Consider the following 22,775-nt stretch of genomic DNA (forward strand, 5'->3'; position numbering starts at 1 on the left):
TGAACGACTCGTGATGTGGACTGCCTTGGTCAACGCCTTTATAACGTTTTTGACGCCGTCAATCTTTATTGAATCTTGAACCGCGAGATCGATTGCAGCAATTCCTGCGCAGTCTGTGCCAACTCACGCACTTGATGCGCCGTAGCTCGCGTGCCATCGCTAGTCTGCTCTGTCACTGCGAAAATATGCTGGATGTTCTCGGCCACTTTATTGGCCAACGCCGCTTCATGCGAAGCCACATCCGAGATCTGCTCCACACGCTGTGAAAGCTGGCGTGAAACCTTATCAATTTCCGCCAACTGCGCTCCAGCACGGTCAGCCAAGGTAGCTCCTTCCACCACCCCTTGAGTAGATCGCTCCATCGCGACCACCGCATCTTGCGTGTCACTCTGAATTGCACGTACCAACTCCGCAATTTTGCGTGTCGCATCGGCAGAGCGCTCCGCCAAACGCTGCACCTCCTCAGCCACCACAGAGAAACCCCGACCCGCTTCACCCGCCGATGCGGCCTGAATAGCCGCATTAAGCGCCAGCACGTTCGTTTGCTCAGTAATGTCAGAAATCAGCTCCGTAATTTCGCCAATTTCCTGCGATGACTCACCCAAACGCTTGATCCGTTTGGAGGACTCCTGAATTTGCGCCCGGATGGCATTCATACCGCCAATCGAATCCTGCACCGCTTGCAGCCCGGACTCCGCCGTCTCGCGAGACTGCCGAGCCACTTGGGCAGACTCCTGCGCATTACGGGAAATGGTATTGATGCGCGTGGCCATCTCCAAAATCGCACTGCCCGTGGCCTTGATTTCATGCAGTTGCTCGGTCGATGCGGCCAGCAACTCTGTTGAATTCACATCCACCGCCACCGTGGTTTTAGTCACCTTGTTGACCGAATCCTGCACGTTACTGATCAACTGGCGCAATTCTTCAATCGTGTAGTTCACCGAGTCAGCAATAGCTCCGGTGATGTCCTCGGTCACGGTCGCCTCTTGCGTCAAATCGCCTTCCGCAATCAACAGCAACTCGTTCATCAAACGCAAAATCGCTGCTTGGTTGGCATCATTGAGGCGCTTGGCATCTTTTTCACGCGAAGACGTCGCCATGTGCACCTGCTCTGCCTCCACAAAGCGGGCCTGACCACTGCGGATATAAGCCATGGCAATCAACCAGCCTGCACCAGCCATCAAAGCCACCCCGACCAGAATCATCACCAACTGCCACCACTGCCATCCCACGCGCGCGGCCAAACCATTTTTAATGGCATCAATCGGTTGAATCAAGTACTCTGTTTGGTGATAGAGCTTTTGCACCGCATCGCGTGCGGCATTGGTTTGCTCCAGATTCTCCAACATGGACTCGATCGCACGAATACTGTCTTCCACCTGCGCATTCAAGACGGAAGCCGCATTGAGTGCTTGGGCATTGCCGAGCGTCGCATCAAATTGGGCTGCCGTCGTCTGAGCCATGCGCAAATTGTTCATCAACGCATCAAAATCCTGAGGCTGCAGCGTATTTTTTTCTGACAAGTCGTAAGCAATACCTGATACGGCCTGCATGGTCAGCATCAACTGCTGCACCGCATTGCCACCCAAACTTGCCTTGGGCACGCGCTGAGCAACTGGCGCCAACAACTCTTGCGACTTCGCAGCCAGTCCCGTCATAGAGGTAAAGGCAACGTCTCGTGCCAGCAAGGCGTTACGATTGGCGCGCAAGGTTTCTACGGTATCGCGAATTTGTGTGCGCCGCTGCAAGAGCGCAGGAAAATACTCGTAGGAAGCAGCCACATCCCCCTGCTCCAACACATCAATCTGATTGGCCAGTGATGTCGCAACGCCCATCGCTTCCTGGGACGCTGCCGCGCTTCCATTGAGCGCCAATGCAGACACCGTATTGAGCCGCTGCGTCAGTGCTGTAGCATCTGCGCTGGCTTCATACATGATTTCAGCTTGCCGCGATTGCCAAGCCCCCAACGCCAGCCCCAACACGAACAACACCAAGCCGATCATTAGCAGGAGAGAGAGTTTGCGCACATGCGCGCCTAGGCTGGCCAACCCCAAAAGCGGAATTTTGACGCGGGTGCTGTCCACATTGACATCCAACGCCAAAGTCGATTGCATAGAGCTGGCCGCAGCACTGAATGGCCCCTGGCTTGGTGTGCCTCTTTCGTTGCCCGGAAAGACACTCTGGGCAACTGTGGATTGCCAGACGCTGCCTGAGTGGGCATTAGATACAGAATGGCCAAAGGATTTGTCCTGGGCCGCAGGGCTGTTATGTGGTGCAGTCATCTTAGAACCGGATAGAACGATCAAATTCCAATAGAGAGAAAGCTCTCTTGCGTGGACAAGCTTTGCAAGTTCAATTCTTGCCAAGTCGTACCTTGCTGGTCGGTATACAAATTCCCCAAGAAAGGCCAAGGGTTATCATCCGCAGGGCGATGCGCTTGCACAAACTCAGCCACGCTTTTAAGCCCCGCCACTTGGTCGATCAACAACGCCACATTGATCTCAAGCGCAGGATTTAACGTCAGCAAACGAAAAGAGCTCGTCTGTGCATCAACCCGTTGTTTGGCATGACCAGCGTCCAAAAAGCATGCCAAATCCACCACCCCAGACAATTCACCACGCCACCCCACAATCCCCATGAACCATGGCTTGGTGTAGGGCACGGGCGTAGGTTTTTGCCACGGCACGATTTCTGAGGCGTGGCTCAAGGGAATGAGCAGGGCGCGCTCACCAATGCGTACCCCCATCCATGCAGACAGGGCACGCTCACCAGCATCAACTTGTTTCAACCGTTTGGCTAAACGCCCCTGCAACTCATCATGAGATGGGATCGCCTGTGCCGATTGCTGATCTGAGGCTGAACTCATGCACGGCCCTCGCCCAAGGCTGCAATGGCTTTGTCTAACTCGTCTGGTTTGACTGGTTTAACCAAATATCCCTTGGCACCTTGTCGCATGCCCCACACCTTGTCGGTATCTTGCCCCTTACTGGTGCAAATGATGATTGGAATATCTGCATACACCGGATCTTTGGTAATGGTACGCGTGAGCTGAAAACCATTTTTTCCTGGCATCACCACATCCATCAAAATCAAGTCCGGGCGCTCCACTTGGATGCTCTGCATAGCCTCATCCGCATTGCCTGCGATGCGCACCGTCATGCCCTGCTTTTGCAGCAAGTCAGATAAATACACCTGTTCGGTCCGAGAGTCATCGACCACCAAAACTTTTTGAATCACCATGATCGTCTACCTTAACTTTCTCAATAATCAGTTAGTGGTGCCAAATTCCTGAACGGCTTTGAGCAATTGGTCTTTAGTGAAGGGTTTGGTGAGGTACTCCTCACTGCCCACCATGCGGCCTCTGGCTTTGTCAAAAAAGCCGTCCTTGGATGACAGCATGATGACGGGAGTGGTCGCAAACTTTGGATTGCGCTTGATGATGGCGCAGGTTTGATAACCATCGAGCTTAGGCATCAGAATGTCGCAAAAAATCAAGTCAGGCTCATAGTCGTTGACTTTAGACAAGGCATCAAAACCGTCTTCCGCCAGCAATACTTCATGGCCACCTTGTTTAAGAAAAATCTCGGCACTGCGCCGAATTGTGTTGCTGTCATCGACCACCAATACCTTGGTGGGATTTGTTTGATCACTCATGTGTTATCACCGTCATTGTGAGTTGCCATATGGATCTGTTGACCTGAAGAAATGCAGAACCAAATGCACGCCGGGCAAGCTCAATGGCATATCAGTGCCATTTACGCTCTATGGTCCCTATTCAACATTCCCTTTATCACCTCTTGCCACAGCGCCTTGCGACCTACGCAAAACAAAAGCGTTATTCAATTGCCCCCACCCACTCCCAATTGTATTCATTTGTATCAAACCTAAACATGCCACAACAACAGCCGTACGCACCATCGATCCGACTTCACCATTGTGCGACTGCAGCGCGCCTCCAATACTAACGCGGTAGGATTACAAACTATCACACCAACGCAAGCATTATTGCCTTATATCTGACCTAAGCCTTTGTGAACAACAAAAACAGTTCAAATCAGCCCTAAAAATACTTGATTTCATTGACATTTATCAATTTCAAGAATGTCAATGAAATTTAACAAACTGATATCTATCGAACCTTACCGCAAAATCCTCTGTTTAGAACAAACCAGATTGAATCTGTCGCGTTTACCCGTAGTCTGCATTAGCCTTATGAACCACAACGAATCCCTTTTCAGCCGCGCCCAACGCAGTATCCCTGGCGGGGTCAACTCACCCGTGCGCGCATTCAAAGCCGTGGGGGGCATCCCTGCCTTCATTCAAAAAGCCCAAGGTGCTTATTTGTGGGATGCGAATGGCCAGCGCTACACCGACTACATCGGCTCCTGGGGCCCGATGATTCTGGGCCATGGCCACCCTGAAGTGGTCGCGGCCGTCACCGCCGCCATTCAGGAAGGCCTGTCGTTTGGCGCGCCAACCGAGCGCGAGATCGAGCTGGCCGAAGAAATCATCAAACTCGTGCCCTCGATGGAAATGGTGCGCCTGGTCAACTCCGGCACCGAAGCCAGCATGAGCGCCATTCGCCTAGCGCGCGGCTTTACCGGCCGCAACAAAATCATCAAGTTCGAAGGCTGCTACCACGGCCATGCCGACTCCTTGCTGGTCAAGGCCGGTTCGGGCCTGGCGACCTTTGGCCACGCCACCAGCGCGGGCGTGCCGCAAGAAGTCGTGCAAGACACCCTCGTGCTCGAATACAACAACGTCGCCCAGCTGCAAGAAGCCTTTGCGCAGTTTGGCCCGCAAGTGGCTTGCGTGATCATGGAGCCGATTGCAGGCAATATGAACTTTGTACGCGCCAGTGTGCCCTTTATGCAAGCCGTGCGTGAACTGACCCGCCAAGCTGGCGCGCTGCTGATCATTGACGAGGTCATGACCGGTTTTCGCGTCGCACTGGGCGGCGCGCAAAGCCTGTATGCCGCGCAAATCCACGGCTTCGCTGCCGATTTGACGGTGCTCGGCAAGGTGATTGGCGGCGGCATGCCGCTGGCCGCGTTTGGCGGCCCCAAAGCCATCATGGAACAACTCGCCCCGCTGGGCCCGGTCTACCAGGCTGGCACCTTGTCGGGCAACCCGGTGGCCACGGCCTGCGGGTTGACGACCTTGCGCTTGATTCAACAACCGGGCTTTCACGATCAATTGGGCGGGCGTACCCGGGCCTTGATGCGCGGCCTGCATACCGCGGCCANGCTTTCACGATCAATTGGGCGGGCGTACCCGGGCCTTGATGCGCGGCCTGCATACCGCGGCCACCCAAGCGGGCCTGCCCTTCAGCGTCGACAGCGAAGGCGGCTTGTTTGGTTTTTTCCTGCTGCCCGAATTGCCCAGCAACTACCAGCAAGTGATGCAAACCCAAGGCGCGCTGTTCAACCAGCTGTTCCACGGCTTGCTCCAACGCGGCGTCTATCTGGCCCCGGCCTTGTACGAGGCCGGTTTTGTCAGCGCCGCCCACACCGATGAAGACATTGCCCACACCGTGGCCGCCGCCGCTGAGGTGTTTGCCGAGATCGCCGCAGGCCTGCAATGAGCGCTGCCACCGAATTTTTTGCTGAACTGCCATGACACTTGTGCCCTCCCCCCGCCCTTTGATTTTGGGCTCGACCTCGCGCTACCGCCGCGAGTTGCTGTCCCGCTTGGGCCTGCCTTTTGAGAGCCAGGCCCCGGATGTCGACGAAACCCCGCAGCCAGGCGAGACGCCCCAGCCGCTGGCCAAACGCCTGGCACTGGCCAAGGCCCGCGAAGTGGCCCAGCGTTTTCCAGACGCCATCGTGATTGGCTCGGACCAGGTCGCGGACCTGAACGGCCAGCCCTTGGGCAAGCCGCTGACCCACGAGCGTGCGATTGCACAACTGACCCAAATGAGCGGCCAGACCGTGGTGTTTCACACCGCAGTCGCCGTGGTCTGCCAGGCCAGTGGTTTTGAAACGCTGGAAGTGGCCGAAATCCGCACGCACTTTCGCGCCCTGACATTGGCCGAGATTGAGCGCTATTTGCTGGCCGAGCAACCCTACGACTGTGCAGGCAGCGCCAAAAGCGAAGGTTTAGGCATCAGCCTGCTGGACTCGATCGTCAACGACGACCCGACCGCCTTGATTGGCCTGCCCTTGATCCGAACCTGCCATATGCTGCGCCAAGCCGGGCTGCAAATTCCATGACGACACCCACACCGACTCCACGCCCACGCGGCACTTTGTACCTGGTGCCTGCGCCACTGGATTTTGGCTGCAGCGAACAAGCCCCGCTGACCGATGTACTGCCAGCCGGTACCTTGCAACAAGCGGCGCAACTGCAGCACTGGATTGTCGAGAACGCCAAAACCGCGCGTGCCTACCTCAAACGCATTGACGAACATGTGCCGCTGGCACACCCGCTGCAAGCCATGCAAATGGTCGAGCTGCCGCGCGAAGTGCACAAGGTCGGCGACCATGCCGGGCAAAAAACCAGCCCCGCCGCCAAAGGCGCGAAAAATCCAACGCCCAAACGCACAGACCCACCGGCGTTTGACCCACGCAGCTTGCTCAGACCGGCCTTGGACGGGCACGATATGGGGCTTGTGAGTGAAGCGGGCATGCCTGGCGTGGCCGATCCAGGCTCCTCAATTGTGCGCGCCGCCCACCAATTGGGCCTGCGCGTGGTGCCGCTAACCGGCCCAATCTCGTTGCTGCTGGCACTGGCCGCCTCGGGCCTGAACGGCCAAAGCTTTGCCTTCATCGGCTACCTGCCGCAAGACGACTCGGCCCGCGCCAACGCCTTGCGCATGTATGAAGCCCATGCACGCAAAACTGGCCAGGCGCAAATTGCCATCGAAACGCCCTACCGCAATGCCAAGCTCTGGCAGGCCTGTCTGCAGCACTTGCAGGCCGATACCTGGCTGTCGATTCACAGCGGCATCAGCCTGCCAACTGCACGCAGCCAAAGCCAGTCGGTCAAAAGCTGGCGCAAGCAAGGCGAAGAATGCCCAATGGATGGCAAAACCCCAGCGGTGTTTATTTTTGGCTGTTGAAGGCTAAGATCGTAAAAACGCTATTAGCGCGCTGCGCCAGCGCCCACACGATCAAAGCCGCTTCACGCAGATGAAGCGGCTTTTTTAATTCACCCAGCGCCACCGTTGTCTGTTTCAAACACGGTGGCGGCCTGTGTGGTGTCTGCCCTCAACAAGAGACGGGCTTAGCGCGTATGGTGTACCTGCTGCAAACCATACACCTGCACCGGCAGTTCAGCTTCGCGGGCCTTGAGCTGCAAGGCCAAATACAGCGAGTAATGGCGCGACTGGTGCAAGTTACCGCCATGGAACCACATGGCCTCTTGCTGGGTGGGCTTCCACATATTGCGCTGCTCGCCTTCCCACGGGCCGGGGTCTTTGGTGGTGTCTGAGCCCAGGCCCCAGACTTTGCCGACTTTGTTGGCGACCTCGGGGCTGATCAGGTCTGCGACCCAGCCATTCATCGAACCATAGCCGGTGGCATACACCACCAGATCGGCGGGCAGCTCGGTGCCGTCGTCCAGCACCACGGCGTTTTCGGTCAAATGGCTGATGTCCTTGCCCGATTGCAGTTTGATGCTGCCATCTATCACCAAGTCGCAAGCGCCTACATCGATGTAGTAGCCCGAGGCGCGGCGCAAATACTTCATGAACAGGCCCGAGTCGTCATCGCCAAAGTCCAGCATAAAGCCCACGTCTTCGAGCTGTTGGTAGAACTCGGCATCGCGCTCACGAATGCGGTCGTACAAGGGCACCTGGAAATCAGCCATGATGCGGTAAGGCAAGGAGGCAAAAATCAAATCGGCTTTCTTGGTCGTCACGCCGCTGGCCACAGCGCGCTCAGAGTACAAATCGCCCAGGCCAATGTCCATCAGCGAGTCCGAGCGCACGATGTGGGTCGACGAGCGCTGCACCATCGTCACATCCGCACCGTGCTCCCACAAGGCAGCGCAAATATCGTGGGCCGAGTTATTCGCCCCAATCACCACCACTTTTTTGCCACGGTAGGCATCGGGGCCGTGGTGCTGCGAAGAGTGCTGCTGCTCGCCCTTGAACACGTCCTGGCCTTGGATCGTGGGCACATGGGCTTTGCCCGACATGCCGGTGGCAAACACCAAATGCTTGGGCCGAATCACCAGCTCCTGGCCATCGCGCTGCACCGTCACTTCCCATTCTCTGGCTGCTTCGTTGTACTGGGCTTTCAAGCAATTGGTCGAGGCCCAGTAATTGACCTCCATGACCTTGGTGTACATCTCCAGCCAATCACCAATTTTGTCCTTGGGCGCAAACACTGGCCAGTTGTCGGGAAACGGCATATAAGGCAAATGGTCGTACCAGACTGGATCGTGCAAGCACAGGGATTTGTAGCGGCTGCGCCATTGGTCGCCGGGGCGCGCATAGCGGTCCACGACGATGTGCGAAACCCCCAGCTGGCGCAGGCGTGCGCCCAGTGCAATGCCACCTTGGCCGCCGCCAATCACCAAGACAAAAGGTTGCTCGGTGGTGCCGAGATTGGCCGCTTCTTCCTGCTTGCGGTCTTGCCAGGTTTGGCGGCCACGGCGAATGCCGTGCTCGGCCCCCATCGGCCGGCGCGTGCCCATCGGTTCTTCATGGCCTTTGAGTTCCTGCGCGGTGGTCAGCAAGGTCCAGATGCGGCCCTCTTTGATGCGCACATGGCCATAGCCGCGCATCGCCTTGCTATCAATCGTGATCCAGGCCGAGGTCACGCCATCGGCTTCGTCGGTCAGCTCGTTAGGGTCAATGCCAAACACCGCCGACTCGATTGCCTGCAATTGCGCATCGAGCATGTGTTTGACTGCCACTTGGCCCTCCATGGTTTTGAGGTTCCAGGTGAACAAGACCAGATCCCGCCAGTAGCACTCGGCGGCAAACAAATCGGCCACGGCTTGACTATCACGGCGTGCCAGCGCGTTGTTGAGCTGGTCCAGCAGGGCTTGTACTTGGGCACGGGCGGGTTCTGGCGCTTGAGCTGCCAAGCGCACGGCTTGTTGAGAGGCAGTGGTCGATTGGTTCATTGTTGTCTCCTGTTGTGGTGTGGCATGCGCAGGGGTTTCAAGCGGCAGTGGCATGGATTTGCAATTCCATGCACAGGCCTGAAGCCCCCGCACAACAGTGCTATCAGCAAAGCCTATGCCAACCCATCTGTCATTGGTATTTTTGATTTTTTGTTTTATTTTTCAATAACTTGAAAATACCTAATACGGACAATCCATAAGCCCCCCGGCTGTGCACAGCCTGGCTGTTGCGCCACAGGCGTTGCAGCCGATGCCCCACATGCCGTCGCTGCAACAGGTGTTGCATGCATCCCTGCTGCACTGCAGCACGGCACTTGGGTAATCCTTATTCCCACTGCCAGGCTTTGCCAACACAATGGACTGCACAAGCGTTGCCGCCAAGGCCGCGCCCTTGATCCAGCAACCGCCACGCGCCACGATCAAACCATGCCTTCACAGTCCCACACCGCCCATATTCAGGAGATTGAAGCCTTTGGCCAAGGCTATCCGACGCATGCGCATGAACGCGACCGGGCGGTGCTCAGCAGCTGGCGTCGTTGCATCGACCACCACCAGCTCGATCCGGCGCAAACCTGCGAGGCCTACATCGTGCCCGAAGGCCAGCTGCGCGTGCACCGCGAAGAATCCGAGCCCTTGATTCGCATTGCCCGCAGCGGTTTGGAGCACCTCTACCAGCAACTCAAAGGCCTGGACTATGTGTTGCTGCTGGCCGACCGCCACGGCATTGCGGTGGATTTTTTAGGCCACGAAGCCCAGGCGCAGGACTTGCGCCAAGCGGGCTTGTATCTGGGGGCCGAATGGCGTGAAGACCGCGCTGGGACTTCGGCGGTTGGTGCTTGTTTGGCCAGCGGCGATGCGCTGGTCGTGCATCAAAGCGACCATTTTGACTTCACGCATTCGCAGCTGTCCTGCACCGCCGCGCCTATTTATGACTTGCACGGCGAGCTGGCTGCGGTGCTGGATTTGTCCTTGTTGCAAGCACCCAAGGAGCGCGCCAGCCAAAGTTTGGCCTTGAATCTGGTGATCGCCGCAGCGCGCCGGGTGGAGCTGGCCAACCTGATGGCGCAATCGCGCAGTGACTGGGTGTTGCGCTTTGCGCAGTCGCCGGATTTTCTCGATGTTGACCCCGATGCAGCGATCAGCATTGATGGCAGGGGCCGCATCCGCGCCATGACCCATGCGGGTGCGCACAGCCTGAGCACCATCGCTGGCATCGACTGGCGCCAGCGCCACAGCCTGATTGGCCAGCCGCTGGAGCATTTTTTCGACTGCGACGCATGCCACTTGCCCGAGTTGCGCCGCAACCGCGCCGCCCAAGAGCGCATTCTGCGTGCCCGCGATGGCAGCATTGTGTTTGCCCACGCGATGGAGCCACAACGCACGGTGCCGCGCAGCCCCCGGGCAGCAACTCAAGCAGGTCTTAACACAGGGCCAAACGAGCATCCACCGACCACAGCGCCCCTTACACTCCCAAACGTGTTGGAGACCTTGCACGCGGGCGATACCGCCATACACGCTTTGCTGCTCAAAGCGGCCAAGCTCGCTGCACAAAAACTGCCCATTCTCATTCAAGGCGAAACTGGCGCAGGAAAAGAATACTTGGCCCGAGCACTGCACCAATGCAGTGGCCGCACAGGGGCCTTCATCGCCATCAACTGCGCCGCCATTCCAGAACCACTGCTGGAAAGTGAGCTGTTTGGTTACTTGCCCGGTACCTGGACAGGAGGTACCAGCAAAGGTCGCCACGGCTTAATTGAAGCAGCTCATGGCGGCACCCTTTTTCTCGACGAAATTGGCGATATGCCTCAGGGCTTGCAGGCCAAGCTGCTGCGCGTGTTGTCAGAATCTTGTGTGACACCATTGGGGGCGCACGAAGCCAAACCCGTGGATATCCGCGTGATCTCAGCATCACACCGCACATTGGCCCACAGCGTTGCATCCGGTGAATTCCGCCAAGATTTACTCTACCGGCTCAATGCTGCTGAACTGGTCTTGCCACCGCTGCGCCAGCGCAGCGATGTGCTCGCGATGGTGGAGCGTTTACTGACGCAGCTCAGTGAGCAGCACAACGCCAGCCATACTGACGCTCAAGCAGCCCAACCGCTGCACTACACCTTGAGCGAAGCGGCACGCATCGCACTGCAGTCCTATCCGTGGCCCGGCAACCTGCGGGAACTGCATAACTGCTTGCGTTACGCTACTGCGTTGTGCGACGCGCCTTGCTGCAGCCCTTATTGGCATCAGGATCAGGCCCTAGGTAAAGGCTTGGCCTTGATGGCAACCATCGACCTGCAGCACTTGCCTGAAACCTTGCAAATGTCTACTGCACAATCGCTGAACGGTGGCAAAGTAGTCGCCCACTCGGAAACCACATACCCCACCTCTGCGCAACCATCTGCATGGCCACGTCATCTTGAGGGGCGCGCCAGCTTTTCTGCGCAGCCTGCACAAGAGTTGGAACAATTGCTCGCGCAATGCCAAGGCAACGTGTCTGAAGTAGCACGCATACTGGGTGTCAACCGCTCTACCATCCATCGCCGAATCCAGCGCCTACTTGGGTCGCGTCAAGTGCACTGGAATAGATCGGAGCCTCATTAAAAGCTGCTAAAGCGCCGCAAACACCCAAGCACGGGCTACCACTCTTTCTGAATGGCCATACCTACCCCAACAGGGGGAAACGGAAAAAACCATGGTTCGCAGGCAGCACTGATTGCGCCAGAGAAGCGGCCAAGCGCAAGCCCTTCTCGCCATTGGTCATCAGCACAAAACCATCCCCCGCAGCCACCGACATCATCTCAAAAGCGCGATAGCCTAGATTGTTGCCCCATTGCCAAAGATAAGTACCTGCCTCTGCTTGCTCAACCCCAGCCATGCCCCACGACACCCCAAATTGAGGGTCAACTGCAAAGACATCTGACAGGATCATGTTTAGAAAATCGCGGCGCGCAGTCAACGCACCGAGCAGTTGCACATAATCGCCTGCGGTGGTGTACATGGAAGCAGCCGCATTAGGCTCGGTGAATTCAAAATGCTGGAGACTGCCAAACCAGCCAGTGCCCTGCACCACACCGGCACGAATGTCCTGCGTCAAAAACATCCGCGATGTCGTGCATACCCAGTGGCTCAAGCACCAGCGCGCCACAGTCGCGGCGGTATCCTCACCGGTAACAGCCGCCATAACGGCTTACAGCAGCACATAACCCTCGCCAGAATATTGCCACCGCGTCCCCGGCTCGAACGCCAATGCGAGAATGCCGTCAGACCAGTTTGGCAGACCGGAGCTGTGGTTCAGCAATTGATCCACCGATATACGTGACAAGGTTTGTACAGGCATTTTGTCCGTTTTGCGCTCAGCAACTGCGGCAAACGGGTTTTGCCTGTGTTCATACCCTTGTGGAAGGTAGTCCGAGATCGGTGCCTGCAGATCAATCAGGCCAGTACAGGCCAACTCCAGCAGCGCGAAAGCGATCGCGGGCTTAGTCAGCGATGCCGCCTGCACAATGCCCTCCCACACCAGTGGTTGCGCTGCTCGGCAACTTTGTAATACCACGGGCTCTTGCGCCACTCCTGCACGCAGTGTGGCGCAAACGCGCCCCCGGCCTCAGCAACCACCGCATTTAAGAAACCATCAGTGGCCAGCGCACAGCCCAGGAACTGCATTCACCCAAGCCACCACATGGCGCACTTGCGCAGCAATCGGTGCAGGCACAGGAAAATTCCCGGCCAACACCGCATGGATGTAATCCGCAGTAGCAGCTGCACCTAAATCGGCGGGCCAATCTGGCACATGGGTAATGCGCCCCACTTGGGCTTGCTGCACATTGTGTTTCTGCCCTGCACAGTAAGCATCGATGTGCTGAAAACGTCGACCATCAGCAACGGCTTCCCCATCAATACCGCGCAACAAGAACGCATCGGCACCACTGGCCACGTAAATTGCGTCCATCGCCTCCAAATACTCGGCATGGGTGTAACTGCCGAGCACCAAGGCGCGCCCCATGCATGGGTTCATCAATTTGACCAAACTGTGGGCACTATTGCGAAGCCCTACCACACGGCGCACCGCCAGAAGTTGGGCCACTGCGGGAGACAGTACTTCAATAGGCAGATAGTTCACCACATCGTCACGCACCGCCCCTGCACTGTGCAGCAGCGCATGCCCCATGGCTTGCAAAACGTCTGCACAGGTGGTGCGCGCTGGGTCTTGCACCACCCCATGCACAATCACGCGGCAGCCGGCCTGCACCAACAACTGCGCCAGCAAAGGCGTCAGCACAGGGCACTTGCGCGCGCCGTTGTAACTGGGAATGACCACCGTGGCACGCCCATCCTGTGCAGGAGCAATCAACGGTGTTCGCAAACGCGTGGCTTCCAGAAAACCCAGCATTTCCTCTGTCGTTTCGCCTTTGATGCGCATGGCCAAACAAAAGGCGCCAATTTCTAAATCGGTCACGCTGCGATCGAGGACTTGCGCTAACAAGTCCTGCGCCTGGGCACGGGTAAGCGCGCGTGCACCGTGCTTACCACGGCCAATTTCTTTGATGTAGTGGCTGATGCTCATGAGAAGAAGGACTTGAATACGCGGATGCAGGCTACACCCTCATAGCCCTCAAAAAGAGAGAGATGCAAAACGTCTATTGTTCACCAAAAATGCCATGACAGGCGCATGCACGCATGACGCTGGCACAGAACCCGACAAGGACAACGAGTACGCGAACAGCTGCAGATGGAACGATTGGACATAAGAATGGAGCAGCGTGCTATTGTTTGCTCCATCCACGGGCGAGACAATTCTGAGCGAACTCCCCCAAGAAAATGCAGAGGAACTCCTTGATGTCACGCCTGACGCTCTACACCCAAGAAACCGCCCCAGAGGCAAGCCAAGCCCGCGTTGAAAAAGTGCAAAAGAACATGGGTTTCATTCCCAATTTGATTGGCACGCTGGCAGGCTCTCCACAAGCGATCGAGACCTACCAAACGGTCGGCCTGATCAATGGCCAAACCAGCCTGAACTTGGCTGAGCGTGAAGTAGTGCAAATCACTGCAGCACGCCTGCATGGCTGTGGATTTTGTGTCGCGGGCCATACAGCCACTGTCATCAAAGGCAAGGTATTAACCGACGCACAAGTGCTGGCACTGCATGAGGGCAAGCCTATGGATGATGCACGCTTGCAAGCAGTCGCCACCTTCACCCACGCCATCATCGCTTACCGCGGCGCCGTACCCGACGCCCTGCTGCAAGCCTTTATGGATGCTGGTTATACACAGCAGCAAGCACTGGACGTTGTGCTGGGCGTGAGTCTGGCCACCTTGTGCAACTTCAGCAACAACTTAGCGCAAAACGACATCAATCCCCAACTGCAGCCCTATGCTGCAGGCACATTCAAAGGCAGCGTATGAATGACCGTGCCACACTCGCCCACCAAAGGCAGGCAGGGCTCAAACGCCTGGCAAGCCACGCCGAAGCCCTGAATACGGGCACGTACACAGACTTCACCGACAACGATGTGGTGCCCTTTCTGGCCGAGCAAGGCCTGACACGCATCGGAGTGCCTGAAGCACAGGGGGGCTTGGGTGGCACAACGGTTGATGTAGTTGAAGCATTGGCCGATGTGGCAGAACAATCACTGGCAGCGGCCTTTGTGATGTGGGGCCACCGCTGCATGACTGACATGCTGCTGCAAACAGACAATGCCGCACTGCGTGAGCGCTTGCTGCCCAGTTTGCTGGCTGGCGAGCACGCTGGCGCTACGGGGTTGTCCAACGCCATGAAATTCCTCGGCGGTATTGAAGAGCTGCAACTGCAAGCCACTGCCAACACGGCAGATGGCAACTTGGCTGCAGGTTGGCGCATACAAGGCCGCATGCATTGGGTTACCAACTTGCGCCCGGCTGGTTTTACCGTAGCAGCAGCAGTCCAACCCACACACGAGGCGCCTGCAGCCGTCTTTGCCCTAGACAGCAACCTCCTAGGCATGCAACGTTCAGCCAACCTTGATCTGCAAGGCATGCGTGGCAGCCACACCGCAGCCATTGATGTGCAGCAGGTTCCCGTTGGTCCAGAGCAATTGCTGCATGCCGATGCGAAAGCATTTTTGCCCCGTATTCGCCCCAACTTTCTCAGCCTGCAATGCGGCATGTCAATCGGCTTGGCCCGCGCCAGTTTGGCAGCAGCACAGCGGCATGCCTGCGGCCCCCGAGATGTATTGGGCGAGCGCATCGCTCAAGTGTCCAAACGTTTGCTCGAAAGCACCGCTCAAATGTACGAAGGTTTGCAACAAGGCACCTTCACCACGCAACCAGCGGCGCTGTTCAAGCTGCGTATCGCATTGGCGCACCAGGTTCAAGAAGCCATTGCGCTGGAACTGCAAGCCTGTGGCGGCCGAGCCTACCTGGTTGGCCAAGCTCCCGGCTTTATGCGGCGTTGGCTGGAAGCGGCCTTTATTCCGCTGATCACGCCCAGCCTGTCGCAACTGGAGTTTCAACTGCAGGCGCAGAAAAAAGCCGCTTTATCCCAAGGCTGACACCCCTACCATCAGCCCAAGGCCCCGCACTATCGCCCACAAACAAACCATACAGCTCCATTGCCGCATCCACCGGCATGGGCAGCGTTGGCTGAAAACGCCAAGATGCGGCTGTGCGGGGAAATGGCTGGCCAAGTTTGCCCCTGCATCTGACTCTCTCTACGATAATCGCCCTTTGTTTTATTCCCCCGTGCTATCAGGCCAAGACCTGAGGCACACCACAAATGCCCCATGACTGCCCCAACTGCCACTACAGCCGCTGCCGCAACTGTCCCCGTGTTGAACGGACAAGCGCTAAGTTTCAGCTATGGGGATGGGCAGCCGATTTTTGAAGAGGTGTCGCTCAGCGTGCGTCCACGAGAAATCGTGGCGCTGTTGGGCGGCAGTGGCTGTGGCAAATCCACGCTGCTGCGGGCCCTTTCCGGGCTCACGCGCAGCCACAGTGGCACAGTTGAGTTTTTAGGTGCGAAGCAAACACGTCCCCACCCACGTGCAGCATTGGTATTCCAGCAACCCAGTTTATTGCCTTGGCGCAATGTAGCCGCCAACGTGGCATTTGGCCTGGATTTCAAGCACCAACCCACATTGAGCAAAGAAGAACGGCAAGCCCGTGTGCGCCATGCCATTGCCTCAGTAGGACTGGCTGGGCGCGAGCACAAATACCCCGCCCAACTCTCTGGCGGCATGGCCCAACGCGTTGCCTTGGCACGTGCTTTGGCACGTGAGCCTGCTCTGCTGTTTGCCGACGAGCCCTTTGCCGCCCTGGACGCCATCACCCGCAGCGAAATGCAAATGCTGCTGGTGGATCTTGTGCAGCAATGGAATGCAGCCGTGTTGCTGGTCACCCATGACATTGATGAAGCCATTGTGGTGGCCGACCGCATTGTGCTGATGGGACGACCTGACCCAAAACGCGCTGCACGCATTGTGCGTGAGTGGCAGGTGGATATTCCACGCCCGCGCGAGAACAGCGCAGACGCCGCCTCAGCCTTGCATTTCAACATCCTCAGCGAGTTACGCCGCCTACAGCAGCCGGCTTAGTTTGATTGCTGCTTGTTTCATTTTCCTTTTAATTGGAGGTCCTCCATGACTGCGAAAACATCTTCCTCTTTGCATATTTGCACCAGCAGCAACTGCACATGCCACTTGAGCCGACGCGACGTTTTACGTCTGGGGGCTCTGGCCACTGCCGCTGTAGCGGCCCCACTGCTGAGCATGGGTGACGCACGCGCACAAGCATTCAAAGGCGACGATCAGCCCGTACGCATCGGTTATTTACCGATTACCGACGCAACCCCACTGCTAGTGGCGCACGCCAACAAACTGTATGAAGCCGAAGGCCTGCGCACAGAAAAGCCCACGCTGTTTCGGTCATGGGCACAACTGGTGGAGGCATTCGTCTCCAATCAGGTCAACGTCATCCATATGCTCTCGCCTGCCACGCTGTGGATGCGCTATGGATCCAAGTTCCCTACCAAAGTGGTCGCCTGGAATCACGTCAATGGCTCCGCTATCACGGTCACGCCAGAGGTGAATACCGTGCAGGATTTGGGTGGCAAGATCGTTGCTATTCCGTTCTGGTACTCGATTCACAACATCGTGCTGCAAAGCGTGTTGCGCCACAACGGGCTAGAACCCGTCAGCCGCGCACGCGATGCCAAACTCAAGGCCAACGAAGTCAACCTGATCGTGATGCCTCCGGCGGAGATGGTCTCTGCGCTGGCGACCAAAGCCATCAGCGGCTATATCGTGGCCGACCCCTTCAACGCCAACGCGGAGTTGCTCAAAGTCGGCAAAGTGCTGCGCTTTACAGGCGATGTCTGGAAAAACCATGCCTGCTGCGTTCTTACCGTTGCCGAACGCGACATCCAAGAGCGCCCTGAATGGGTCCAGCGCGTCACCAATGCCAACGTCAAAGCACAGTTATGGGTGCGCAGTCACCAAGCTGAAACCGCCAAAATTCTCTCCAAAGATGGCGAAGGCAAATACACACCGCATGCCATGCCTGGACTGGAAAAAGTGCTTAACACGGCCGACTATCAAAGCTATGTGGACGCTGGCGTCATTCAGCACAAAGACTGGAACAGCCGTCGTATCGACTTCCAGCCGTACCCGTTCCCCAGCTATACAGAGCAATTGGTCAAATCACTGCAGGTCACCCAGCTTGAAGGCGACTCTGCATTCCTCAAAGAGCTGGACCCCAACTTTGCCGCAACCGATCTGGTGGACGACCGCTTTGCCAAAGAAGCCATCGAGCAAGTGGGTGGCATGTCCGCATTCGACCTGCCCAACGGCTGGAGCCGCACTGAGGTTTATGCATGACGCGTGAGAAGCAACGCAGCCAAGGCCTGGCCATGCGCTGGGGCCTAGCCGCCACAGGCCTGTTAGCTGCAGTGGCGTGCTGGGCACTTGGCGTCATGTTGCTGGAGCAGCGAACGCCCATAGCCGCCTCATTTGCACCACTCCCCAGTCTGCAAGCCATGCAACGGCTTCTGGTGGGGGGTGAGCTGTGGCCACACATTCAGGTGAGCATGCTGCGCGTCTTCTGGGGCATGCTGCTGGCTTTGCTGATTGGCGTCCCACTGGGCTTGGCAATGGGTTTATCGGCACTGTTTCGCAATGCATTTGGGCCACTGTTCCAACTCATGCGCATGATCTCGCCTTTGTCATGGATGCCATTGGCTGTGATGATTTTGGGCGTGGGCAATGCCCCAGTGATTTTTCTACTGGTATTCGCCGCCGTTTGGCCCATCATGCTCAACACTGCAGCAGGTGTGGCAGCCCTTGACCGCAACTGGCTCAGTCTCGCCGCGAGTTTGAGTGCTACACGCTGGGAAAGCATTTCGCAAGTCATTCTGCCCGGCGTCATCACCCACGTACTAACAGGGTTGCGCCTGGCCATTGGAATCTCTTGGATTGTGCTGGTGCCCGCAGAAATGCTGGGTGTTTCTGCGGGTCTTGGGTACTTCATCCTGGACACACGTGACCGCCTCTCTTACGACGAGCTGATGGCTACTATCATCGTCATCGGCGTTCTGGGCTACATCCTTGATGCGTTGGCACGCTGGTTGTACCAACGCTGGAGCAAGCAGTCTGCGCACCAAGATTGACGCCGTAAAGCCCCGGCATCCACAATGGCAAATGCATGGTGTGCTTGGGTGCCACGTCTTTTTATCGGCGCTGTGCAATAGCGTTGGCATTGATGCGTTCAAAAACCTGTTCAAAGCGGCCTTCACGCTCCGCCAATCGTTGCAAACGGGCACGCTGCACCACAATCTCATTCGGTGTAGGCTGTGCACACAGCAAGGCCATCACCTCCTCCATGAACACGTTCAGCGGCATATAGCCCTCACGATTGGACTGCCCTGGAGTTAACTCAGTCTGAATGGCAGGAGGAATCAGCTCAATGACCTCGACCTGCCCTGACAACTGTTGGCGCAGACATTGACTGTAAACATGCACTGCTGCCTTACTGGCGCTATACACAGCGGCATCGGAACGGGGCACAAATGCAAGCCCAGAAGATACGGTCACTATTGCGGCATTGGCTTGCAGCTTGAGGTGCTCAACCAATGCATTGGTCATGCGGATAGTTCCCAATAAATTGGTTGTGATTTGCGCTTCGGCATCGCATAAATCACTGTGTTTGCTCAAATCCTCATACCGCATGATGCCGGCATTGTTGATCAGGACATTGAGCTGAGGAAATGTGCCCAACACCTGCTGTGCAAATGCCTCAATGGCATGAATATCATCTACGTCCAGTTCAAGGGCATGCATATGGGGACCCGCAATACCTGCTTGCAGAACCTCAAGACGACGCCCCGTGACAATCACGGTGTTGCCTAGTGCATGTAGGCGCAAAGCCAGCTCTCGGCCAATACCTGAACCGCCGCCAGTAATAAGGATGGTGTTTCCTGTGGTTTGCATGGTTTTCGTCCTTTTAATAATGGGGCACTGCCAATGCGTTAGCGCTACTGCCGCGCTTGTACCCACTGCCCCAAACTATGGTCTGACTATGAAGGAAGCGGAGATTACCTCTTACACTATCTTTTGGAAAGAAGGCACCATAAAGTGCCATACACACCAATAAGTAAAAAATGGATGCATCAATCCAATCACCACTTCATTTTTTCTTGTGCGGCCCATAAAACAAGCACTCTGTGTACGCATCAACATCCATGAACATTGATCTCCTCAAGCACGCCCAAGTACAAGCCCAATTGGCAGCGGAGCCCCCCAAAGATCCTCAGATACAAGCCTTGGTGAACGAACTGATTTCGCGGGTTGCCGATAAATGGACGATGATCATCCTTGACGTGCTGGCCGAACAGGGCGCGCTGCGTTTTACTCAACTGGCCAACAAAGTCACTGGTATCAGCCAAAAAATGCTGACCCAAACACTACGCGAGATGGAGCGAGAAGGTCTGGTCACTCGCACCGTCTACCCCGTGGTGCCTCCCAAAGTGGAATATCGACTGACAGATCTCGGCTTGAGCTTGGGCGCCGCGTTTTGCGGTGTGTGGATCTGGGCTGAGCAGAATTTAGGGGCCATTGAGCAAGCACGCGCGGCCTACAAACTGCGTAATAACCAAGGAAATGGCAAATAGCCGCTCACAAAGCACCGCATCCGTTCGTTGATGCGGCAACGCATTCTTAAAAAATCGGAATCAGGCGCTTATTGCAGCGCCCCATTGCGGCGCCAGCTACCAGGCGCTGCACCGGTGACTTTCTTGAACGCGCGGTGGAACGCAGCATACGAATAGCCCACATAATCAGCGGCACGCTCCACACTCTCTCCGCGCTCCAGACGTTGTGCCGCAATCTTCACGCGCAGCAATTGCAGGAAAGCCGCAGGCGCCTGGCCTGTGGTTTCCACAAAGCGGCGGTAAAACGTCGTCCGCGACATGTGTGCAAAGCGCGCCATTGACTCGGTGCTCCACACATCACCCGGTGCCGCCAACATGGCAGAAAGCAAGGGCTGCAGGTCTGTTGCTCGGGCCAACGCCCACAACCCGTGCACAGCACTGTCGTGCGTGATATGGTGGCGCAGCACGTAGAAAAACAGTAAATCGACCAGCCGCTGCATCAATGGGGTGGAGTGCTCCGGATCACTCCCCGCTTCAGCACGGATCATTGAAAACAGTGGCGCAATAGCCTGCATGCTGGGGTCTTGCGCTCGAATCACTACAGCGTCAGGCAAACCAGCCAACAGCAGCTGGCTGACTGCTCCCTTGAAATGGAAGAAGCCGCAGGCTAACCCTGTGCTACCAGACACACTGGAATCCAAAGGCAGCATGGTGCTGGCCTTCACTCCCACGGCCGCATCTTGCTCATTACAACCTGCGCTTGAATGGTCTTGGGATGACAGGCAGTGCGGTACATCGCGCAAAAACAGTACGCCGTCCTGAGGACCTAGCAGCACGCTCTCTTGTGCCTGCGAATGCAAGAGACATTGGCCATGCAATACCAAATGAAAGCTCCCCACCAAACGCCCTGCTGTAGAACCGCGCCAACTGCCACAGTATTGCCCCACATGGAACACCGTGGTATCGAGCTGAAGACCGCCAAGCAGCCAATTGACAAGGTGGTGAGAGGGTGTATCCAAATCGTGCATGCCAGCAATGTAGAGGCAGCCCCTACAAGAGCCAAAGATGATTTCGTTAGATCGATATAACTCAGGACGTGTTGACGTTCTTAGGTTGCTTGAGCCGCGCGGCACACTCATCCGGCCTCTTCAAACCGCTCAACCCGGCGCAATGAAGGAAAACGCCACATCCACAAGCCCACAATCGCCAACGTGCTCACACTGCCCAAAATAGCTGCGGGTACCGCCCCCACCCATGCAGCACTGGTGCCTGCTCTAAACTCACCCAACTCATTTGAGGAGCCAATAAACAGCATATTGACTGCATTCACACGTCCGCGCATCGCATCAGGTGTCGAAAACTGCACCAAAGCTGAACGAATGTACATACTGACCATATCAGCGGCACCAGCCACCATCAGCGCCACAAACGACAACCAGAAAAACGCGGACAATGAAAAGACCAAGTTTGCCAAGCCAAAAATGGCCACAGCCAAAAACATCCGCATGCCTACATTCTGGTTAAAAGGCTTGCGTGCCAAATAAATGCCCATTGCAATTTCACCCACACCTAAAGCGCTGCGCAACAAACCTAAACCCTCTGGCCCGACATGCAGCACATCTTGCGCATAGATAGGCAGCAGTGCCACCACGCCCCCTAACAGCACGGCAAACAAATCAAGAGAGATGGTGCCCAAAATAATCGGGTGCTTGCGGATGAACGAAATCCCCGCACCAAAACGCACCCACATTTGCGTAAAGCCACCGGCTTGACCAACCTGGGGCGGCTTCATATCTGCATATAACACCGGTACACGCAGCAGCAACAGCAATGCCAATGCGAAACATGTAAAACACACGGCATACGTGATAGGGCCACCATATTTGTACAAGAAGCCACCCACAATGGGGCCCCCAATGGTGGAGGCGCGCATCAACATGCTATTGGTGGCCAGCGCTTGTGCCAACTGCTCGCGAGGCACCAACTGGGGCAATAAACTTTGTAGCGCAGGGCCAGTAAAGGCTCGGCCGCAGCCAAACAGCACCAGTACGCCATAAATCCACACCACTCCATGCTGGGGATTCATGGCGAGCCACCACAGCATGGCGCTGCAACAGCCCTCTAGCACCCAGCTGAGTGCCAGGATTTTTTTGCGATCAAAACGGTCTATTAAATCGCCCGCTGGCACCAACAGCAACAGCATCGGAATGAACTGCGCCAAACCTACATAAGCCAACGACATCGGGTCCTTGGTCATGTCGTACACCTGCCATGCAACCACCACCGCCTGCATTTGCATGGCCAGCACCGAGGCCAAGCGCGCCAGCACAAAAGCTGCAAATCCCGGTGCTTTTAACACCCCTGTGCGTTGAACAGGAGCTGAAGGAGGGGCGCTGGGGGAAGAAGTAGAAACGGGCTCGGCAGGCATAACAGAATTACAGCGGAGGTCATACTGCCCAAGAGATGCAAAGCATGCATCACACAAGCCGCCCCTGAGCCAATCAGGCGGCAGAGTCTAACGCGAAGTCAGAAATGCTGCAGAGGGCGGCGCCCTGAACACAATCACCTGCTAGGCAGTACATGCAAC

General features: G+C 56.6%; 20 protein-coding genes and 1 pseudogene. 10 read left to right on the forward strand and 11 right to left on the reverse strand.

The genetic code is table 11. The features are described 5' to 3' along the window. Positions 1 to 65 precede the first annotated feature (65 nt). The 4 genes from E9531_RS13310 to E9531_RS13325 are packed head-to-tail and all read right to left on the reverse strand — an operon-like array spanning position 66 to position 3,654. Positions 66 to 2,282, reverse strand: coding sequence for a methyl-accepting chemotaxis protein (locus tag E9531_RS13310; RefSeq protein WP_136574263.1), 2,217 nt, complete (start codon positions 2,280 to 2,282; stop codon positions 66 to 68). A gap of 20 nt (positions 2,283 to 2,302) precedes the next feature. Further along, on the reverse strand, positions 2,303 to 2,866 hold the full coding sequence (locus E9531_RS13315) for a chemotaxis protein CheW (RefSeq protein ID WP_136574264.1): 564 nt from the start codon (positions 2,864 to 2,866) through the stop codon (positions 2,303 to 2,305). Then, positions 2,863 to 3,240, reverse strand: coding sequence for a response regulator transcription factor (locus E9531_RS13320; protein WP_136574265.1), 378 nt, complete (start codon positions 3,238 to 3,240; stop codon positions 2,863 to 2,865). Before E9531_RS13320 ends, E9531_RS13315 begins: the two co-directional genes overlap by 4 nt. 27 nt (positions 3,241 to 3,267) lie before the next feature. Beyond that, positions 3,268 to 3,654: a response regulator gene (locus tag E9531_RS13325; RefSeq protein ID WP_136574266.1), complete on the reverse strand. Its 387-nt coding sequence runs from the start codon at positions 3,652 to 3,654 to the stop codon at positions 3,268 to 3,270. Between the two features lie 558 nt (positions 3,655 to 4,212). Here E9531_RS13325 and hemL point away from each other — a divergent pair. The 3 genes and pseudogenes from hemL (at position 4,213) to E9531_RS13340 (ending at position 7,060) form a co-directional block, all read left to right on the forward strand. Beyond that, positions 4,213 to 5,584 (forward strand): annotated as a pseudogene (gene hemL, locus E9531_RS13330) (glutamate-1-semialdehyde 2,1-aminomutase). A 31-nt stretch (positions 5,585 to 5,615) separates the two neighbouring features. Beyond that, entirely contained in the window at positions 5,616 to 6,212 is a 597-nt protein-coding gene (locus E9531_RS13335) for a Maf family protein (protein WP_136574267.1), read from the forward strand. Beyond that, on the forward strand, positions 6,209 to 7,060 hold the full coding sequence (locus E9531_RS13340; protein ID WP_136574268.1) for an SAM-dependent methyltransferase: 852 nt from the start codon (positions 6,209 to 6,211) through the stop codon (positions 7,058 to 7,060). The genes E9531_RS13335 and E9531_RS13340 overlap by 4 nt, the downstream gene beginning before the upstream one ends. Before the next feature lie 164 nt (positions 7,061 to 7,224). On the opposite strand, the gene E9531_RS13345 is transcribed toward E9531_RS13340, so the two are convergent. Continuing rightward, a complete protein-coding gene (locus E9531_RS13345; RefSeq protein WP_136574269.1) occupies positions 7,225 to 9,075 on the reverse strand; it encodes an NAD(P)/FAD-dependent oxidoreductase in 1,851 nt (616 codons plus the stop codon). Between the two features lie 426 nt (positions 9,076 to 9,501). Between E9531_RS13345 and E9531_RS13350 the strand changes: the two genes are divergently transcribed. Beyond that, positions 9,502 to 11,673, forward strand: a complete 2,172-nt coding sequence (locus tag E9531_RS13350) for a sigma-54-dependent Fis family transcriptional regulator (RefSeq protein ID WP_136574270.1) — start codon at positions 9,502 to 9,504, stop codon at positions 11,671 to 11,673. A gap of 61 nt (positions 11,674 to 11,734) precedes the next feature. On the opposite strand, the gene E9531_RS13355 is transcribed toward E9531_RS13350, so the two are convergent. The 3 genes from E9531_RS13355 to ybiB form a co-directional block, all read right to left on the reverse strand. Beyond that, a complete protein-coding gene (locus E9531_RS13355; protein WP_136574271.1) occupies positions 11,735 to 12,253 on the reverse strand; it encodes a hypothetical protein in 519 nt (172 codons plus the stop codon). A 6-nt stretch (positions 12,254 to 12,259) separates the two neighbouring features. Then, complete coding sequence (locus tag E9531_RS13360; RefSeq protein WP_158291791.1) at positions 12,260 to 12,625, reverse strand: serine hydrolase; 366 nt, start codon at positions 12,623 to 12,625, stop codon at positions 12,260 to 12,262. 78 nt (positions 12,626 to 12,703) lie between these two features. Continuing rightward, on the reverse strand, positions 12,704 to 13,636 hold the full coding sequence (ybiB, locus tag E9531_RS13365) for a DNA-binding protein YbiB (RefSeq protein ID WP_136574273.1): 933 nt from the start codon (positions 13,634 to 13,636) through the stop codon (positions 12,704 to 12,706). Between the two features lie 272 nt (positions 13,637 to 13,908). On the opposite strand from ybiB, the gene E9531_RS13370 reads away from it, so the two are divergent. From E9531_RS13370 to E9531_RS13390, 5 genes are all read left to right on the forward strand, one after another. Then, on the forward strand, positions 13,909 to 14,475 hold the full coding sequence (locus E9531_RS13370) for a carboxymuconolactone decarboxylase family protein (RefSeq protein ID WP_136574306.1): 567 nt from the start codon (positions 13,909 to 13,911) through the stop codon (positions 14,473 to 14,475). Then, positions 14,472 to 15,599 carry an acyl-CoA dehydrogenase family protein gene (locus E9531_RS13375; protein ID WP_136574274.1) on the forward strand — a complete coding sequence of 376 codons (1,128 nt, stop codon included), beginning with the start codon at positions 14,472 to 14,474 and terminating at the stop codon, positions 15,597 to 15,599. Before E9531_RS13370 ends, E9531_RS13375 begins: the two co-directional genes overlap by 4 nt. Before the next feature lie 231 nt (positions 15,600 to 15,830). Continuing rightward, positions 15,831 to 16,640: an ABC transporter ATP-binding protein gene (locus E9531_RS13380; RefSeq protein WP_136574275.1), complete on the forward strand. Its 810-nt coding sequence runs from the start codon at positions 15,831 to 15,833 to the stop codon at positions 16,638 to 16,640. Positions 16,641 to 16,685: 45 nt separating this feature from the next. Beyond that, positions 16,686 to 17,921 (forward strand): ABC transporter substrate-binding protein, encoded by a 1,236-nt coding sequence (locus E9531_RS13385; RefSeq protein WP_136574276.1) that lies wholly within the window; start codon positions 16,686 to 16,688, stop codon positions 17,919 to 17,921. Next, positions 17,918 to 18,709 carry an ABC transporter permease gene (locus tag E9531_RS13390; RefSeq protein WP_425293595.1) on the forward strand — a complete coding sequence of 264 codons (792 nt, stop codon included), beginning with the start codon at positions 17,918 to 17,920 and terminating at the stop codon, positions 18,707 to 18,709. The genes E9531_RS13385 and E9531_RS13390 overlap by 4 nt, the downstream gene beginning before the upstream one ends. A 61-nt stretch (positions 18,710 to 18,770) precedes the next feature. Here E9531_RS13390 and E9531_RS13395 read toward each other — a convergent pair whose 3' ends face one another. Continuing rightward, on the reverse strand, positions 18,771 to 19,529 hold the full coding sequence (locus E9531_RS13395) for an SDR family oxidoreductase (RefSeq protein ID WP_136574277.1): 759 nt from the start codon (positions 19,527 to 19,529) through the stop codon (positions 18,771 to 18,773). 251 nt (positions 19,530 to 19,780) lie between these two features. Here E9531_RS13395 and E9531_RS13400 point away from each other — a divergent pair, with 251 nt between their 5' ends. Further along, complete coding sequence (locus tag E9531_RS13400; protein ID WP_136574278.1) at positions 19,781 to 20,209, forward strand: winged helix-turn-helix transcriptional regulator; 429 nt, start codon at positions 19,781 to 19,783, stop codon at positions 20,207 to 20,209. Positions 20,210 to 20,277: 68 nt separating this feature from the next. Here the strand turns inward: E9531_RS13400 and E9531_RS13405 are convergent, their stop codons facing one another. Together E9531_RS13405 and E9531_RS13410 are read right to left on the reverse strand one after the other, a co-directional pair. After that, complete coding sequence (locus E9531_RS13405) at positions 20,278 to 21,216, reverse strand: AraC family transcriptional regulator (RefSeq protein ID WP_136574279.1); 939 nt, start codon at positions 21,214 to 21,216, stop codon at positions 20,278 to 20,280. A 107-nt stretch (positions 21,217 to 21,323) separates the two neighbouring features. Further along, the gene (locus E9531_RS13410) at positions 21,324 to 22,616 is read right to left on the reverse strand and encodes an MFS transporter (protein WP_136574280.1); all 1,293 of its coding nucleotides are present in this window, start codon (positions 22,614 to 22,616) and stop codon (positions 21,324 to 21,326) included. Positions 22,617 to 22,775: the final 159 nt, after the last annotated feature.

Origin of the sequence: Lampropedia puyangensis, from assembly GCF_004833285.1 — a bacterium.
Lineage (GTDB): Bacteria > Pseudomonadota > Gammaproteobacteria > Burkholderiales > Burkholderiaceae_C > Lampropedia > Lampropedia puyangensis.

Excerpts from the sequence above, each read along its gene's own strand:
- E9531_RS13345 (WP_136574269.1), bottom strand. The coding sequence starts at position 9,075 with ATGAACCAATCGACCACTGCCTCTCAACAAGCCGTGCGCTTGGCAGCT.
- E9531_RS13355 (WP_136574271.1), bottom strand. The coding sequence starts at position 12,253 with ATGGCGGCTGTTACCGGTGAGGATACCGCCGCGACTGTGGCGCGCTGG.
- E9531_RS13310 (WP_136574263.1), bottom strand. The coding sequence starts at position 2,282 with ATGACTGCACCACATAACAGCCCTGCGGCCCAGGACAAATCCTTTGGC.
- E9531_RS13370 (WP_136574306.1), top strand. The coding sequence starts at position 13,909 with ATGTCACGCCTGACGCTCTACACCCAAGAAACCGCCCCAGAGGCAAGC.
- E9531_RS13395 (WP_136574277.1), bottom strand. The coding sequence starts at position 19,529 with ATGCAAACCACAGGAAACACCATCCTTATTACTGGCGGCGGTTCAGGT.
- E9531_RS13375 (WP_136574274.1), top strand. The coding sequence starts at position 14,472 with ATGAATGACCGTGCCACACTCGCCCACCAAAGGCAGGCAGGGCTCAAA.
- E9531_RS13405 (WP_136574279.1), bottom strand. The coding sequence starts at position 21,216 with ATGCACGATTTGGATACACCCTCTCACCACCTTGTCAATTGGCTGCTT.
- E9531_RS13320 (WP_136574265.1), bottom strand. The coding sequence starts at position 3,240 with ATGGTGATTCAAAAAGTTTTGGTGGTCGATGACTCTCGGACCGAACAG.
- E9531_RS13400 (WP_136574278.1), top strand. The coding sequence starts at position 19,781 with ATGAACATTGATCTCCTCAAGCACGCCCAAGTACAAGCCCAATTGGCA.
- E9531_RS13350 (WP_136574270.1), top strand. The coding sequence starts at position 9,502 with ATGCCTTCACAGTCCCACACCGCCCATATTCAGGAGATTGAAGCCTTT.
- E9531_RS13380 (WP_136574275.1), top strand. The coding sequence starts at position 15,831 with ATGACTGCCCCAACTGCCACTACAGCCGCTGCCGCAACTGTCCCCGTG.
- E9531_RS13325 (WP_136574266.1), bottom strand. The coding sequence starts at position 3,654 with ATGAGTGATCAAACAAATCCCACCAAGGTATTGGTGGTCGATGACAGC.
- E9531_RS13385 (WP_136574276.1), top strand. The coding sequence starts at position 16,686 with ATGACTGCGAAAACATCTTCCTCTTTGCATATTTGCACCAGCAGCAAC.
- E9531_RS13340 (WP_136574268.1), top strand. The coding sequence starts at position 6,209 with ATGACGACACCCACACCGACTCCACGCCCACGCGGCACTTTGTACCTG.
- E9531_RS13410 (WP_136574280.1), bottom strand. The coding sequence starts at position 22,616 with ATGCCTGCCGAGCCCGTTTCTACTTCTTCCCCCAGCGCCCCTCCTTCA.
- E9531_RS13390 (WP_425293595.1), top strand. The coding sequence starts at position 17,918 with ATGACGCGTGAGAAGCAACGCAGCCAAGGCCTGGCCATGCGCTGGGGC.
- ybiB (WP_136574273.1), bottom strand. The coding sequence starts at position 13,636 with ATGAGCATCAGCCACTACATCAAAGAAATTGGCCGTGGTAAGCACGGT.
- E9531_RS13315 (WP_136574264.1), bottom strand. The coding sequence starts at position 2,866 with ATGAGTTCAGCCTCAGATCAGCAATCGGCACAGGCGATCCCATCTCAT.
- E9531_RS13335 (WP_136574267.1), top strand. The coding sequence starts at position 5,616 with ATGACACTTGTGCCCTCCCCCCGCCCTTTGATTTTGGGCTCGACCTCG.